Source organism: Burkholderia sp. MSh2 (assembly GCF_000731655.1).
Taxonomy (GTDB): domain Bacteria; phylum Pseudomonadota; class Gammaproteobacteria; order Burkholderiales; family Burkholderiaceae; genus Burkholderia; species Burkholderia paludis.
In genome coordinates, this window is record NZ_JPGM01000004.1 from 127,498 (window position 1) to 142,074 (window position 14,577).

At 70.4% G+C, this 14,577-nt stretch carries 11 protein-coding genes and 2 riboswitches; of the genes, 9 read left to right on the top strand and 2 right to left on the bottom strand.

Annotated features, from left to right (window positions below):
• Positions 1 to 216: 216 nt before the first annotated feature.
• The 9 genes from GQ57_RS03105 to GQ57_RS03145 all read left to right on the top strand — a co-directional run bounded on the left by GQ57_RS03105 (position 217) and on the right by GQ57_RS03145 (position 12,626).
• Complete coding sequence (locus GQ57_RS03105) at positions 217 to 1,269, top strand: oxidoreductase (RefSeq protein WP_034197054.1); 1,053 nt, start codon at positions 217 to 219, stop codon at positions 1,267 to 1,269.
• Between the two features lie 181 nt (positions 1,270 to 1,450).
• Positions 1,451 to 1,810 (top strand): hypothetical protein, encoded by a 360-nt coding sequence (locus GQ57_RS03110; RefSeq protein ID WP_031397046.1) that lies wholly within the window; start codon positions 1,451 to 1,453, stop codon positions 1,808 to 1,810.
• Positions 1,811 to 1,923: 113 nt separating this feature from the next.
• A riboswitch (glycine riboswitch) is annotated at positions 1,924 to 2,026 on the top strand.
• 34 nt (positions 2,027 to 2,060) lie between these two features.
• Positions 2,061 to 2,194: riboswitch (glycine riboswitch) on the top strand.
• A gap of 84 nt (positions 2,195 to 2,278) precedes the next feature.
• Positions 2,279 to 3,397, top strand: a complete 1,119-nt coding sequence (gene gcvT, locus GQ57_RS03115; protein ID WP_034197055.1) for a glycine cleavage system aminomethyltransferase GcvT — start codon at positions 2,279 to 2,281, stop codon at positions 3,395 to 3,397.
• 114 nt (positions 3,398 to 3,511) lie between these two features.
• Entirely contained in the window at positions 3,512 to 3,892 is a 381-nt protein-coding gene (gene gcvH, locus GQ57_RS03120) for a glycine cleavage system protein GcvH (protein WP_031397048.1), read from the top strand.
• A 65-nt stretch (positions 3,893 to 3,957) separates the two neighbouring features.
• Entirely contained in the window at positions 3,958 to 6,885 is a 2,928-nt protein-coding gene (gcvP, locus tag GQ57_RS03125) for an aminomethyl-transferring glycine dehydrogenase (protein ID WP_031397049.1), read from the top strand.
• Between the two features lie 151 nt (positions 6,886 to 7,036).
• The gene (locus tag GQ57_RS03130) at positions 7,037 to 8,173 is read left to right on the top strand and encodes an alginate lyase family protein (protein WP_031397050.1); all 1,137 of its coding nucleotides are present in this window, start codon (positions 7,037 to 7,039) and stop codon (positions 8,171 to 8,173) included.
• Positions 8,174 to 8,203: 30 nt separating this feature from the next.
• Positions 8,204 to 9,592 (top strand): L-serine ammonia-lyase, encoded by a 1,389-nt coding sequence (locus GQ57_RS03135; RefSeq protein WP_031397051.1) that lies wholly within the window; start codon positions 8,204 to 8,206, stop codon positions 9,590 to 9,592.
• A gap of 236 nt (positions 9,593 to 9,828) precedes the next feature.
• Positions 9,829 to 11,532, top strand: a complete 1,704-nt coding sequence (locus GQ57_RS03140) for a thiamine pyrophosphate-binding protein (RefSeq protein ID WP_034197056.1) — start codon at positions 9,829 to 9,831, stop codon at positions 11,530 to 11,532.
• Positions 11,529 to 12,626 carry a glycosyltransferase family 9 protein gene (locus GQ57_RS03145; RefSeq protein ID WP_034197096.1) on the top strand — a complete coding sequence of 366 codons (1,098 nt, stop codon included), beginning with the start codon at positions 11,529 to 11,531 and terminating at the stop codon, positions 12,624 to 12,626. The genes GQ57_RS03140 and GQ57_RS03145 overlap by 4 nt, the downstream gene beginning before the upstream one ends.
• Before the next feature lie 37 nt (positions 12,627 to 12,663).
• On the opposite strand, the gene GQ57_RS03150 is transcribed toward GQ57_RS03145, so the two are convergent.
• Both GQ57_RS03150 and GQ57_RS03155 read right to left on the bottom strand, forming a co-directional pair.
• The gene (locus tag GQ57_RS03150) at positions 12,664 to 13,698 is read right to left on the bottom strand and encodes a helix-turn-helix domain-containing protein (protein ID WP_031397053.1); all 1,035 of its coding nucleotides are present in this window, start codon (positions 13,696 to 13,698) and stop codon (positions 12,664 to 12,666) included.
• 197 nt (positions 13,699 to 13,895) lie between these two features.
• Entirely contained in the window at positions 13,896 to 14,438 is a 543-nt protein-coding gene (locus GQ57_RS03155) for a hypothetical protein (RefSeq protein WP_034197057.1), read from the bottom strand.
• Between the last annotated feature and the right edge of the window lie 139 nt (positions 14,439 to 14,577).

Consider the following 14,577-nt stretch of genomic DNA (forward strand, 5'->3'; position numbering starts at 1 on the left):
CCTCCGTGCGCCCGCCGTACCCGACGCCACTCGGCAAGCGCCCCCGCCGCGCAGTCGCGCGCAACATGCCGGCGTTCCTTGCGCAAACGCGGCATCGCACCGCGCATTTCGCCCGAACCCGTCGGTGCGAGCGCCGGCGCCATGCCAAAATAGCCGGTCGTCCACGCGCCGTCTCGGCGCACCGTCCTTTAGTTTCCTTCGCAGCCAGGGATTGCCATGTCGTCATTGCTCAGGATTGGTTTGATGGGTTTCGGTTTCGCCGGCGCGACGTTCCACGCGCCCGTGATCGCCACGAGCGGCCGCACTGAAGTCGCCGCGATCGCGACGGGGCAGCCCGATCGCGCGCAGGCCGCCTATCCGGGCGCGCGCGTCGTCGCCGACCTCGACACGCTGCTCGGCCTCGACGACATCGAGTGCGTGGTGATCGCCACGCCGAACGACACGCACTTCGCGCTCGCGCGCCAGGTGCTCGAAGCCGGCCGCCACGTGGTGGTCGACAAGCCCGTCACGCTCACCGCCGACGAGGCGCTCGCGCTCGCACGGCTCGCGAACGCGCGCAGCCGGCTGTTCGCGCCGTTCCACAACCGCCGCTGGGACGGCGACTTCCTCACCGTGCGCCGCATCGTCGAATCGGGCGAGCTTGGCCGGCTGACCTATTTCGCATCGCATTTCGACCGCTTCCGGCCGACGCCGCGCACGCGCTGGCGCGAGGAACCCGCCCGCGGCGGCGGCCTGCTGCTCGATCTCGGCCCGCATCTGATCGACCAGGCGCTCGCGCTGTTCGGTCTGCCGGAAACGGTCGGCGCGACCGTCAAGACGCGCCGCGACAACGGCACGGCGCCCGATTTCGTGCACCTGCTGCTCGGCTATCCGGACAAGGACGTCGCGCTGCATGCGAGCGCACTGTCGGCGATCGAGCCGGCGCGCTTCACGCTGCACGGCACTCGCGGCAGCTATCAGAAATTCGGGCTCGATACGCAGGAAGACCAGCTCAAGGCCGGCCTCACCGCGGACGACGTCGAATTCGGCGGCGGCAACCCGCCCGGCCTGTTGCGCGTGCTCGACGGCGACATCGAGGTCGAGCGCCCGGTGCCGACGCTCGACGGCCAGTACGCGGAGTTCTACCGCGCGCTCGCCGCGTCGATCCGCGACGGCGCGCCGTTCCCCGTCACCGCGCAGGACGCCGTCGACGTGATGACGGTCATCGAGCTCGCCGCGCAGAGCGAACACGACGGCCGACGGCTGCCGTTCGTCCGGCGCGCGGTCTGACCGGCCGCCGGACGGCGGCACGCCGCATGCCACCCAATCCGGCCGCGCGCGGCCGGGCCAGGGGCGCGCGGCCGGAACATTCCGTTACAAATGGGACGGGAACGACAGTCAGCCGCCGGCCCGTCTGGCGCGTTTCTCAAAAAGTCGACGAAACACACAACACAATCATCAGGAGAATGGGATGCAACGGTTGATTCGCGCAGCGGCGTGCTGCGCTCTGGTTTCCACGCTGGCGGCCTGCGTCGTCGCGCCCCCTCCGCAGCCGCATCCGGCGCAGCCGCGGCCGAACCCGCAGGTCGTCGCGAACGAGCGGCTGCAGCAGATCCAGGGCCGGATCGATAACCTGCACCACCGCATCGACGCGCGCGTCAATGCCGGCTACTACCCGCCGCCCTACGGCGCCCAGCTGCACCACCGCCTCGACGTGATCCGCCAGGAATCGAACGACATGTCGGCGCAGCACGGCGGCGGCCTGTCCGGCGACGAGCAGCGCGTGCTGAACCAGGAACTCGACACGGCCGCGCGCGCGATCGGCGAGTAACGCACCGGCGCCCGCCGGAGCGGAAAAAGCGGCGGCACCGGGTGCCGCCGCTTGTCGCGAAACGACATTCTTTTGCTCAAATTGACAAGGCCCACCCGCTCGCGTACAGTCGCCCGCACGCGTCGGGAGAGCGTGCGACCGTGCTGTTTCAGCACCGGTTGCGCCGCCGAAGGGGCACACCCGCAAACTCTCAGGCAAAAGGACCGACCGCGTCGGGGAATCGCGTCCGCGCATCGCGCGGGCCACACTCTCCCCGCACTCTGGAGAGCGGCAGTAGCCCGCAGCGCCTAGGCTGCGCGGGCAAGCTGCCCACCGAAGGGGCGCGCGTTCGCCTGGCCTGGCCGGCGGCGCAATCTCTCAGGTATCGAGGACAGAGGGGCATGTACCGGATCGCTCGCAGGCCATCGGCCGCGGCGATCGGCGCATGGCCGTTCTGATCCGCGCGCAAGCGCCTTGCCTGAGGCCTCGATGACTGCACTGAACCAAACTCCGCTCAACGCCGCGCACCGCGCGCTCAATGCCCGCATGGTCGACTTCGGCGGCTGGGACATGCCGGTCAACTACGGCTCGCAGATCGAAGAACACGAAGCCGTGCGCACCGACGCCGGCATGTTCGACGTGTCGCACATGCGCGTCGTCGATTTCACCGGCAGCCGCGTGCGCACGTTCTTCGAGCGTGCGGTCGCGAACAACGTCGGCAAGCTCAAGACGCCCGGCAAGGCCCTCTACACGTGCCTGCTCAATCCGCAGGGCGGCGTCATCGACGACCTGATCGTCTACTACTTCACCGAAGAATTCTTCCGCGTCGTCGTCAACGCCGGCACGGCCGAGAAAGACATCGCGTGGTTCAACCAGCTGAACGAGCAAGGCGGCTACGGCCTCACGATCGCCCCGCGCAGCGATTTCGCGATCGTCGCCGTACAGGGCCCGAACGCCCGCGAAAAGGTCTGGACGACAGTGCCCGCCGCGCGCGCCGCGACGAGCGAGCTGAAGCCGTTCAACGCCGCGCAGGTCGCCGGCACGCCGTTCGGCGATCTGACCGTCGCACGCACCGGCTATACCGGTGAAGACGGCTTCGAGGTCATCGTCCCGGCCGTGCATGTCGAGGCGCTGTGGCACGCGCTGCAGCAGAACGGCGTGCGCCCCTGCGGGCTCGGCGCGCGCGACACGCTGCGCCTCGAGGCCGGCATGAACCTGTACGGCCAGGACATGGACGACACCGTCTCCCCGCTCGACGCCGGCCTCGCCTGGACGGTCGACCTCGGCGCGCCGCGCGACTTCGTCGGCCGCGCCGCACTCGAGGCAAACGGCACCCGCGCCGCGTTCGTCGGCCTGATCCTGCAGAAGGAAAACGGCAAGGCGGGCGGCGTGCTGCGCGCGCACCAGAAGGTCGTCACGCCGCACGGCGAAGGCGAGATCACGAGCGGCACGTTCTCGCCGTCGATGCAGGAGTCGATCGCGTTCGCGCGCGTGCCGGCAGCCGTCCAGATCGGCGACACCGTCCAGGTGCAAATTCGAGACAAGAATCTTCCCGCGCGCGTGGTAAAACTGCCGTTCGTGCGCAACGGCAAGGTCCTCGCTGCGTAACGGCCGGGGGCCCGCCTCCCGGAAAGCCGGGAGATGGCGCCCGGCGCAACCCCACCCGGCACGCCCCGGCGGCGCGCCAGCAGAACGAACACACCCTTTTATCAGGAGCAACCGATGAGCAACGTCCCGGCCGAGCTGAAATACACCGACGAACACGAGTGGATCCGCACCGAGGCAGACGGCACGCTGACGATCGGCATCACCGATCACGCGCAGAACACGCTTGGCGACATCGTATTCCTCGAACTGCCGCCCGTCGGCAAGCAGGTGAAGGCAGGCGACGCGATCGGCGTCGTCGAATCCGTGAAAGCCGCATCGGACATCTTTTCGCCGGTGTCGGGCGAGGTGACCGCCATCAACGGGGACGCCGTCGACACGCCCGAGGAAGTGAACAGCGACCCGTACGACACGTGGCTGTTCAAGATCAAGCTCGCCGCCGGCGCATCGACCGACAGCCTGCTTGACGCCGCCGCCTACAGCAAGCTGATCGACTAATTTCCCTACCCGAACCGCGCGGGGCCGGTCAGCCGCCCCGCTCCGCGCGGGACCAGAGTCACGCCATGAAGCTCGAACACCCGGACCGCCTGATGAACCGCACGCCCCTCTCGCTCGCCGCGCTCGAAACGCACGACGCGTTCGCCGAACGCCACATCGGCCCCGACGCCGCCAGCCAGCAGGCCATGCTCGACACGCTCGGCTTTGCGTCGCGCGCCGCCCTGATCGACGCCGTGATCCCGGCCTCGATCCGCCGCGCCGAAACGCTGCCGCTCGGCCCGTTCGCGCAGCCGAAGAGCGAGGCCGAAGCCCTCGCCGCACTGCGGGTTCTCGCGGACAAGAACCAGGTGTTCCGCTCGTATATCGGTCAGGGTTACCACGACACGCACACGCCGGCCGTCATCCTGCGCAACGTGCTCGAAAACCCGGCGTGGTACACGGCCTACACGCCGTACCAGCCCGAGATTTCCCAGGGCCGCCTCGAGGCGCTCCTGAACTTCCAGCAAATGGTGGCCGACCTGACGGGCCTCGCGATCTCGAACGCGTCGCTGCTCGACGAAGCCACCGCCGCCGCCGAAGCGATGACGCTGCTGCAGCGCACCGGCAAGCCGGCATCGAACGTGTTCTACGTCGCCGACGACGTGCTGCCGCAGACGCTCGAGGTGATCCGCACCCGCGCGCTGCCGGTCGGCATCGAGGTGAAGACGGGCCCGGCCGCCGACGCCGCGCAGGCGAACGCGTTCGGCGTGCTGCTGCAGTACCCGGGCGTGAACGGCGACGTGCGCGACTACCGCGCGCTCACCGAAGCGATCCACGCGGCCGGCGGCCACGTGGTCGTCGCGGCCGACCTGCTCGCACTGACCGTGCTGACGCCGCCCGGCGACTGGGGCGCGGACGTCGCGATCGGCAACACGCAGCGCTTCGGCGTGCCGATGGGCTTCGGCGGCCCGCACGCCGCCTACCTCGCGGTGCGTGACGAATTCAAGCGCCAGATGCCGGGCCGCCTCGTCGGCGTGACGGTCGACGCGCAGGGCAAGCCGGCGCTGCGCCTCGCGCTGCAGACGCGCGAGCAGCACATCCGCCGCGAGAAGGCCACGTCGAACGTGTGTACCGCGCAGGCGCTGCTCGCGATCATGGCCAGCATGTACGCGGTCTACCACGGCCCGCACGGGCTGAAGACGATCGCGCTGCGCGTGAACCGCATCGCGGCGCTGTTCGCCGCCGGCGTGAAGCAGCTCGGTTTCACGACCGTCAACGACACCTTCTTCGACACGCTGACGATCGACACCGGCGCGCGCACCGCGCAGGTCCACGCGTTCGCGAACGAGAAGCGCATCAACCTGCGCCGCGTGAGCGACACGCGCGTCGGCGTGTCGGTCGACGAAACGACCACACGCGACGACCTCGCCGACCTGCTCGCCGTGTTCGCGCAGGCCGCGGGCGGCACCGCGCCGGCCGTCGACGCGCTGGACGCAGGCCTCGGCGGCCTCGCCGCGCTGCCGGCCGGCCTCGAACGCACCAGCGCATACCTGACGCACCACGTGTTCAACCGCCACCATTCCGAAACCGAAATGCTGCGCTACCTGCGCAGCCTGTCGGACAAGGATCTCGCGCTCGACCGCTCGATGATCCCGCTCGGCTCGTGCACGATGAAGCTGAACGCGACGTCGGAAATGCTGCCCGTCACGTGGCCCGAATTCGGCGGCATCCACCCGTTCGCGCCGGCCGAGCAGACCGCAGGCTATCGCGAAATGATCGACCAGCTCGAGCAGATGCTCGTCGCGGCCACCGGCTACGCGGCCGTGTCGCTGCAGCCGAACGCGGGCTCGCAGGGCGAGTACGCGGGCCTGCTGATCATCCACGCGTACCATGCGTCGCGCGGCGAAGGCCACCGCGACGTGTGCCTGATCCCGGCATCCGCGCACGGCACGAACCCGGCATCCGCGCACATGGCCGGCATGAAGGTCGTGGTCGTCGCATGCGACGAGCAGGGCAACGTCGACATCGCCGACCTGAAGGCGAAGGCCGAGCAGCACGCGAAGGACCTCGCGGCCATCATGATCACGTATCCGTCGACGCACGGCGTGTTCGAGCAGAACGTCCGCGAGATCTGCGAAATCGTCCATGCGCACGGCGGCCAGGTGTACGTCGACGGCGCGAACATGAACGCGATGGTCGGCCTGACCGCGCCGGGCCAGTTCGGCGGCGACGTATCGCACCTGAACCTGCACAAGACCTTCTGCATCCCGCACGGCGGCGGCGGCCCGGGCGTCGGCCCGGTCGCGGTCGGCCCGCACCTCGCGAAGTTCCTGCCGAACCAGCGTTCGACCGGCTACACGCGCGCGGAAGACGGCATCGGCGCGGTGTCGGCCGCGCCGTACGGCTCGGCGTCGATCCTGCCGATCTCGTGGATGTACATCGCGATGATGGGTGCGAAGAACCTGACCGCCGCGACCGAAACCGCGATCCTCAACGCGAACTACATCGCGAAGCGTCTCGCGCCGCACTACCCGGTGCTGTATTCGGGCCCCGGCGGGCTGGTCGCGCACGAGTGCATTCTCGACCTGCGCCCGATCAAGGAGTCGAGCGGCATCACCGTTGACGACGTCGCGAAGCGCCTGATGGACTACGGCTTCCACGCGCCGACGATGAGCTTCCCGGTGCCGGGCACGCTGATGGTCGAGCCGACCGAATCGGAATCGCAGGAGGAACTCGACCGCTTCATCGCCGCGATGACCGCGATCCGCGAGGAAATCCGCGCGGTCGAGGAAGGCCGCGCCGATCGCGAGGACAACCCGCTGCGTCACGCGCCGCACACGGCGGCCGTCGTCACCGCGAACGCGTGGCCGCACGCGTACTCGCGCGAGCAGGCCGCGTACCCGGTCGCGTCGCTCGGCACGAACAAGTACTGGCCGCCGGTCGGCCGCGCGGACAACGTCTATGGCGACCGCAACCTGTTCTGCTCGTGCGTGCCGATGTCGGAATACGCATAACGCACGCCCGGCCCGGAGCCGTCCGATGGTGACCGCACCGCACGCAACGCAGTGTTGCGTGCGGTTTTTGCGTTCGCCGCGCGAAGCCGCTCACGTTCACCCGCCAATCCGGCTAACATCACACGCGATCCAGCCAATGAAGGAGTTCCGCATGGTGCGTCCGATGTTTCCGGGCCAGGGTGCAACCGGGCAGCGGCCGCGCGCGCGCCGCTTCGTACCGATGTTCGTCGCGTCGCTGTCGCTTGCCGCAGCCGGCCTCGGCGCGTCCGGCTGCGCGCGCGCGGCGATGAATTTCTGCGCGGCGCCGGCCCTGCAGGCGAGCGAGACGACGCAGGCCGAACCGGGCGTCCAGGCGCTGATTCGCAGCGTCGACGCGCACATCGGCGAGCAGCCGAAGGCGATGGCGCGCGTACACACCGAGGGCACGCTGCCGCACGAAGGCATCTACGACCAGAGCGCCGCCGCGCTGAAGGATCTCGACCTGATGCGCGACGCGGCGCTCGCGTGGCGCGTGACGAACGCGCCGCGCTACCTGCAGCTCGTCGACCGCTTCCTGTCCGCGTGGGTCACGACCTACCAGCCGAGCTTCAATCCGATCGACGAGACGCGCTTCGAAAGCCTGATCGTCGCGTACGACATGACCGCGAGCGCGCTGCCGGTCAAGACCCGCAACGCCACGGCAGCATTCATCGCGACGCTCGGCGCCGGCTATGTCGCGCAGATCGACGCGCAGAAGCGCCCGCTCACGGGCACCTGGCGCAACAACTGGCAGAGCCACCGGATCAAGCTGATCGCGCTGTCCGCGTTCACGCTCGGCGATCGCAAGATGATGAACGCCGCGCAGCGGCTGTTCGTCGAGCATCTCGCCGACAACATCGGCCCGGACGGCAAGACGTGGGACTTCGAGGAACGCGACGCGCTGCATTACGCGGTCTACGACCTGCAGCCGCTGGTCACGGCCGCGCTCGCCGCGCGCCGCTTCAACCGCAACTGGCTGCGCGAGCGCGGCACGAACGGCGCGACGCTCGCGGCCGCGCTCGACTGGCTCGTGCCGTATGCGCGCGGCGAGAAGACGCACGAGGAATTCGTGAATTCGCCGGTGCCGTTCGACGCGAAGCGCCGCGAGGCCGGCCTGCCCGGCTACACGGGGCAGTGGGACCCGAAAAACGCCACCGAACTCTTTCATCTGGCCGCGCGGCTCGACGGGCGCTATGCACGCGTCGCGCAGCAGCTTTCCCCAACGCCGCCCGCATGGCTCGCCGCGTGCCTGCCCCTGCAGGCGCGCTAGCACTACTCTTATAGCAAGGCAGGTATCGAAATGGCAGTCAGCGTCTTTGACCTCTTCAAGATCGGCATCGGTCCGTCCAGCTCGCACACGGTCGGGCCGATGCGCGCGGCGCTGATGTTCGTCCAGGGCCTCGAGCGCGACGGGCTGCTCGCGGCCACGGCCCATGTGAAGGTCGAACTGTACGGATCGCTCGGCGCCACCGGCAAGGGCCACGGCACCGACCGCGGCGTGATGCTCGGCCTGCTCGGCGACGCACCCGACACCGTCGATCCCGGCACGGTCGACGCTCGGCTCGAACACGTCCGCAAATCGAAGACGCTCGCGCTGCTCGGCACGCATCCGGTGCCGTTCGTGCTGAAGGAAAACATCGCGTTCTACCGCCAGGCGCTGCCCGAGCATCCGAACGGGATGAAGCTGCGCGCGAGCGACGCGAACGGCGCGGTGCTGGTCGAACGCACCTATCTGTCGGTCGGCGGCGGCTTCGTCGTGACGGCCGGCGCGCCGAACACGAAGGTGCTGAGCGCGGCCGAGCAGATGACGCATCCGTTCCGCACCGGTGCGGAGCTGCTCGCACTGACCGAATCGACCGGCAAGTCGATCGCGCAGCTGATGTGGGAAAACGAGCGCGCGTGGCACACCGAGGCCGAGACGCGCGACGGGCTGCTCAGGATCTGGGCCGTGATGCAGTCGTGCGTGTCGCGCGGCTGCGGGATCGGCAACCCCGACGCCGACGGCAACCTGCCCGGCCCGTTCCAGGTCAAGCGCCGCGCGCCGCAGTTGTACCGCACGCTGACGGGCAGCCCGGAGCGTGCGCTGCAGGACCCGCTGTCGATGATCGACTGGATCAACCTGTACGCGATCGCGGTCAACGAGGAAAACGCGGCCGGCGGCCGGGTCGTCACCGCGCCGACCAACGGCGCGGCCGGCATCATCCCCGCCGTGCTGCACTACTACACCCGCTTCACGCCCGGCGCGAACGAGCAGGGGGTGATCGACTTCCTGCTGACGGCCGCCGCAATCGGCATTCTCTACAAGCTCAACGCGTCGATCTCGGGCGCCGAGGTCGGCTGCCAGGGCGAAGTGGGCGTCGCGTGCTCGATGGCGGCCGGCGCGCTCGCGGCCGTGCTCGGCGGTACGCCCCGGCAGGTCGAGAACGCGGCCGAGATCGGGATGGAGCACAACCTCGGCCTCACCTGCGACCCGGTCGGCGGCATGGTGCAGATCCCGTGCATCGAGCGCAACGCGATGGCGTCCGTGAAGGCCGTCAACGCGGCCCGCATGGCGCTGCGCGGCGACGGCTCGCACTACGTGTCGCTCGACTCGGTGATCAAGACGATGCGCGAGACGGGCGCCGACATGAAGACGAAGTACAAGGAAACGTCGCGCGGCGGCTTGGCGGTGAACATCGTCGAGTGCTGACGCAGCGACGGCGGCCACGCGGGGAAATCGCCTCCCCGCGTTAGCGCCGGCCGTTCGGCCGGTTCTCCGGCCGCGGCCCCGGATGGCCGGCAAAAATCCCGCCCGTGGCAGGTCACGCGGGCGGCGCCGAGCGACATGGCGACGCAGTGTCCGGATCAAGCCGCGGTCCGACACTTTTCAGCGCCCCGCCGACAGGCGTAAGCTGTACATCCCGCTACCCAGGGAGACGGCAGCCCATGTCGCATTCCAAGGATGTCGAGCCGCGCGCCACCACCGGCGCGCGACTGCTCGTCGATGCGTTGCTCGCCAATCACGTCGAACGCGTGTTCTGCGTGCCGGGCGAGAGTTTCCTCGCCGTACTCGATGCGCTGTCGGACGATACCGAGCGCATCCAGACGATCGTCTGCCGCCACGAGGCGGCTGCCGCGAACATGGCCGAGGCCGTCGGCAAGCTGACCGGCCGCCCCGGCATCGCGTTCGTCACGCGCGGGCCCGGTGCGACCCACGCATCGATCGGCGTGCACACCGCGTTCCAGGATTCGACGCCGATGATCCTGTTCATCGGCCAGTGCGCGCGCGAGCACCTCGACCGCGAAGCCTTCCAGGAAATCGACTACCGGCGGATGTTCGGCCAGATGGCCAAATGGGTCGCGCAGATCGACGACCCGCGCCGCGTACCCGAATACCTGAGCCATGCGTTCCACGTCGCGACCTCCGGCCGGCCCGGCCCGGTCGTGCTGGCGCTGCCGGAGGACGTGCTGTCGGACGCATGCGCGGCGCGGCCCGTCGTGCCGGCCGCGAAGCGCGTCGCGGCCGCGCCGTCGGCCGCGCAGATCGACGAGCTGCGCGAGCGGCTCGCACGCGCGGAGCGGCCGTTCGCCCTGGTCGGCGGCAGCGGCTGGACGCCCGACGCGTGCGCGAACCTGCGCACCTTCGTCGAGCGCTGGCAACTGCCGGTCGCCTGTGCGTTCCGCTATCAGGACACGATCGACAACGCACATCCGAATTACGCGGGCGACGTCGGGCTCGGGATCAATCCCGCGCTCGCGAAGCGCATCCGCGACGCCGACCTGCTGCTCGCGATCGGGCCGCGCCTCGGCGAGGCGACGACCGGCGGCTACACGCTGCTCGACATCCCGAAGACGCACCAGACGCTGATCCACGTGCACCAGGGCGCTGACGAACTCGGCCGCGTGTATGCGGCCGACCTGCCGATCGTCTCGGGGATGCCCGAGATCGCCGCGCCGCTCGCCGCGCTCGAACCGCCCGAGCGGCCCGCCTGGGCCGGCACGGCCGCGGACGCGCATCGCGCGTATCGCGAATGGCATGCACCGCTGCCGATGCCCGGCGACGTCCAGCTCGGCGACGTGATGGTGCAGTTGCGCGAGCGCCTGCCGCACGACGCGATCCTGACCAACGGCGCCGGCAACTACGCGATCTGGCTGCACCGCCACTTCGCGTACCGTCACTTCCGCTCGCAGCTCGCGCCGACGAGCGGCGCGATGGGCTACGGGCTTCCCGCGGCGCTCGCCGCGAAGTCGCTGTATCCGTCGCGCACCGTCGTCGCGCTCGCGGGCGACGGCTGCTTCATGATGGCCGGCAACGAGCTCGCGACCGCGATGCAGTACGGGCTGAACATCGTCGCAATCGTCGTCAACAACGGGCATTTCGGCACGATCCGCATGCATCAGGAGCGCAACTATCCGGGGCGCGTGCATGGCACGGGGCTTACCAACCCCGATTTCGCCGCCTATGCGCGCGCGTTCGGCGCGCATGGCGAGACGGTCGAGCGCACCGCCGATTTCGCGCCCGCGCTCGAACGCGCGCTGACCTGCGGACGGCCCGCGCTGATCGAGATCCGCATTCCGCAGAACGCCAGCACGCCGGCCGCGACGCTCGAACAGATTCGCGAGCAGGGCCGCCGCGCGCGCGACGGCTGACCATGGGCACGCGTGCCGCGCCGCCCGCCGTCGTGCTGTCGCACGACGAGGCGCTCGCGCTCCCCGGCACGCTGCTCGCGCCGGACGGCACGCTCGTCGCGCCTTACGACCTCGAGCAAGACAACGTGCGCGCCGTCGGCCATGTGCCGGCCGCGCCCGCCTGCGGCCTGCTGCATGCCGCGTCCCGGCCGTTCCGGCTCGACTACGACGGCGCACGGCACGTGCACGTGATCAACGGGATGGGCGTCACGCTCGGCGATTCGGTGATCGGGCTCACGGCCCTCGCCGCGCTGCGGGCGGCACATCCGGGCCTGTGTTTCACGCTGTACCGGCCGGCCCGCGCGCCGCACTATGTCGACGCGCTCTACACGCTCGCGGCCGGCGTCGTCGCGCCGTCGCGCGCGCTGCCCTGCCCCGCTGACGCGCTGCCCGCGGGTGCGCCGTGCGTCGACGTCGGCAATCACCTGTACTGGCCCGCGTTCGCGCGGCTGCCGATGATCGATTTCTTCCTCGACGCGCTCGGCGTGGAACCCGCGTCGATACCGGCGTCGGCCAAGCGCAACCGCTGGCTCGCGCGGCTGCCGCTGCCGGGGTTGCCGTCGGGATGGCGGCGCCCGTATGCGCTGTTCTGCTCGACCGCGACCACCGCGGTGCGCAGCGTGCCGCCCGCGCTGCGTGCGTCGTTCGTCGAGCTGCTCGTGCAGCGCTACGGATTGCCGGTGGTCGGGTTCGGGCCCGTCGCGCATCCCGCGTATCTCGACGTGAGTGCCGGGGCGCCCCTCGATATCGCACGACTCATTGCGTGGATCAAGGGCGCCAGCCTGCTGTTCGCGTCCGATACGGTCGCGCCGCATCTCGCGGACGGTTTCGACGTGCCGACGCTCGCGTGCTTCACGACGATCGGGCCGGTGCTGCGCGTGCGCGACTATCCGCATTGCGTGGCGGTCGCGCTCGACATGCCGGTCGAATTGCGCGGGGTGCATCGCAGCGAGCAGCCGGCCGATCTCGCGGCGGTCGAAGCCGCTTACCGGGCGATCGACTGGAACGCGATCGCCTGGCCGTTGCCGCGCGCGGCCGCGACGCCGGCCGGATGATTCGCCCCGGCGCGGCGCGCCGGCCGCACCGTTCCCGTCACCCCGCCGCGACCGTCGCCGCGCGATCGCGCAGCGTTTCCGACGGACGCTTGCCGAACAGCCGGCGGTAATCGGTCGCGAACTGGCTGAGATGCCAGAAGCCCCAGGCCGCCGCGACATCCTGCACCGAGCCGGCCGCGCGGCCGCACAGATCGCGCCGCGCACCGTTCAGCCGCAGCGTGCGCAGGTAAGTCGCGGGCGCCATCCCGAGCACGTCCTGGAAGCAGTACTGCAGCGTGCGCCGGCTCACATGCAACTGCTCGCACAGCTCGGGCACGCCGACCGGGCGCGTGCGGTGCGCGAGCACGTAATCGCGCGCCTGCTCGACGATCCAGCGGCGCATCGACGGCGCGCGGCCGGCACCGTCGTCGGCCGGTTGCGCGCACACGTCGAACAGCGCGGCCAGCACCTCGGCCTGCAGGTCGTCGCGCTGCACGCCGGCGAGCGGGCCGGCCATCGCCACCGCGCCGTCGAGCCGGCTGCCGAGCAACGCGCACAGGCGCCCGAGCCGCGTATCGCCGACCTGCATCACCGGTTGCGTGAACAGCCGCTCGTCGAGCGCGCGGCATTCGACGTCCTCCGCATAGCGGCGCAACACGTCGCCGCGCACGACGACGCCGTAGATCGAGAACTGCGCGGGCGTCACCAGTTCGAATTCGACGTTGCCGGGCCGGAACGCCAGCGCGCCGGGCCCGATGCGGCAGGTATCGACGCGCGCGGCGCCGTCGCACACGAGCGGGATGCCGAACCAGTACGCATCGCCGCGCACCTCGCACGCCTGGCGCAGCAAGTGGCTCGTCGATTCGCGAAACAGCTTCATCGTGTCGAGCGGCAGCTCGGTCAGCGTGCCGACGAAGCGGCCGGCCGCGAGCTGGTCGTAGGTCTGCCGCCAGCCGATCAGGTTGCGAGCCTGCTCGTCCGCGTCGTGCGCGACGCTGACGACGGCCTGCCCCGCCAGCGCGTCGTCGCCCTGCGCGTTGCGACGCGTGTCTTCGGCCGTCGGTTCCTCGATACTCGCCACGTGTCGATCCATCGTGTCCTCCCTCACTGCGCGGAACCGCGTGTGTCACGCAAGTCCCGTGCCGAACGGCGCATTGCGGCGGGCGGCCCGTCATGCCGGGCTGCCCGGCCGGTGCGCGCCCGCCGCGCGCACCCGGAGGCGGCGCGCCGCGCACGCCGCCGGTGCGAACGGCGCGACGACCGCGCATGCCGGCCGCCGCCGGCGGTCGGCTACCCGGCCGGCTTCAGCCGCACGACCCGGGTGCCGCAGTTGCCGTACGCCTGCGCGACCGCCAGCTCGACGATCTCGCTGCCGGCCGGCCAGGGCGCCGCGTCCGCATCGCGCAGATCGGCGCGCAGCGTCGCGCGGCCGTTGATCCGGTAGCGGATACCGCGCACGAAATCGACGAACAGCAACCCGACGCCGCTGCCGTCGCATGCGATCGCATCGATCCGGCCACCGTCGCCGCGTGCCGGCAGCGCGAAGCGCAGCGTCTTCGTGTCGATCACGCGGACCACCGGCAATAGCTCGCCGTTCGCATCGCGCAGGCTCTGCACGATGTCGCAGGTCAGCGGGGCGTGCGCGCCGCCTGCGACGCCGACGAACATGAACGGCTGCGATTCGACGAACTGCCGCACGCCGATGCTCACGCGCGTCGTCACCACGTCGCTCATCCCCTCGGCTTCGTCCGCGACGCCGAAGCGGTGCTGTGCGTCGAGTTCGCCCGGGTGGAATACGGGGTGGCGCGGAAAGGATCGGGGCGGTTCTGCCATGCTGGGTTGCCTTCACGGACCTCGGCGCGCCGTGTCGCCGCGAGCGGGCGGCTGCCGGTGTCGTTGCCGGCGCCCGCCGCGACGCGGCACGGCCGACGCCGGGTGTCAGTCGGATGTCGGGAGCGGAAGCGGCGCGGCA

Coding starts and splice junctions, on each gene's coding strand:
- GQ57_RS03105 (WP_034197054.1), top strand. CDS start 217: ATGTCGTCATTGCTCAGGATTGGTTTGATGGGTTTCGGTTTCGCCGGC.
- GQ57_RS03110 (WP_031397046.1), top strand. CDS start 1,451: ATGCAACGGTTGATTCGCGCAGCGGCGTGCTGCGCTCTGGTTTCCACG.
- gcvT (WP_034197055.1), top strand. CDS start 2,279: ATGACTGCACTGAACCAAACTCCGCTCAACGCCGCGCACCGCGCGCTC.
- gcvH (WP_031397048.1), top strand. CDS start 3,512: ATGAGCAACGTCCCGGCCGAGCTGAAATACACCGACGAACACGAGTGG.
- gcvP (WP_031397049.1), top strand. CDS start 3,958: ATGAAGCTCGAACACCCGGACCGCCTGATGAACCGCACGCCCCTCTCG.
- GQ57_RS03130 (WP_031397050.1), top strand. CDS start 7,037: ATGGTGCGTCCGATGTTTCCGGGCCAGGGTGCAACCGGGCAGCGGCCG.
- GQ57_RS03135 (WP_031397051.1), top strand. CDS start 8,204: ATGGCAGTCAGCGTCTTTGACCTCTTCAAGATCGGCATCGGTCCGTCC.
- GQ57_RS03140 (WP_034197056.1), top strand. CDS start 9,829: ATGTCGCATTCCAAGGATGTCGAGCCGCGCGCCACCACCGGCGCGCGA.
- GQ57_RS03150 (WP_031397053.1), bottom strand. CDS start 13,698: ATGGATCGACACGTGGCGAGTATCGAGGAACCGACGGCCGAAGACACG.
- GQ57_RS03155 (WP_034197057.1), bottom strand. CDS start 14,438: ATGGCAGAACCGCCCCGATCCTTTCCGCGCCACCCCGTATTCCACCCG.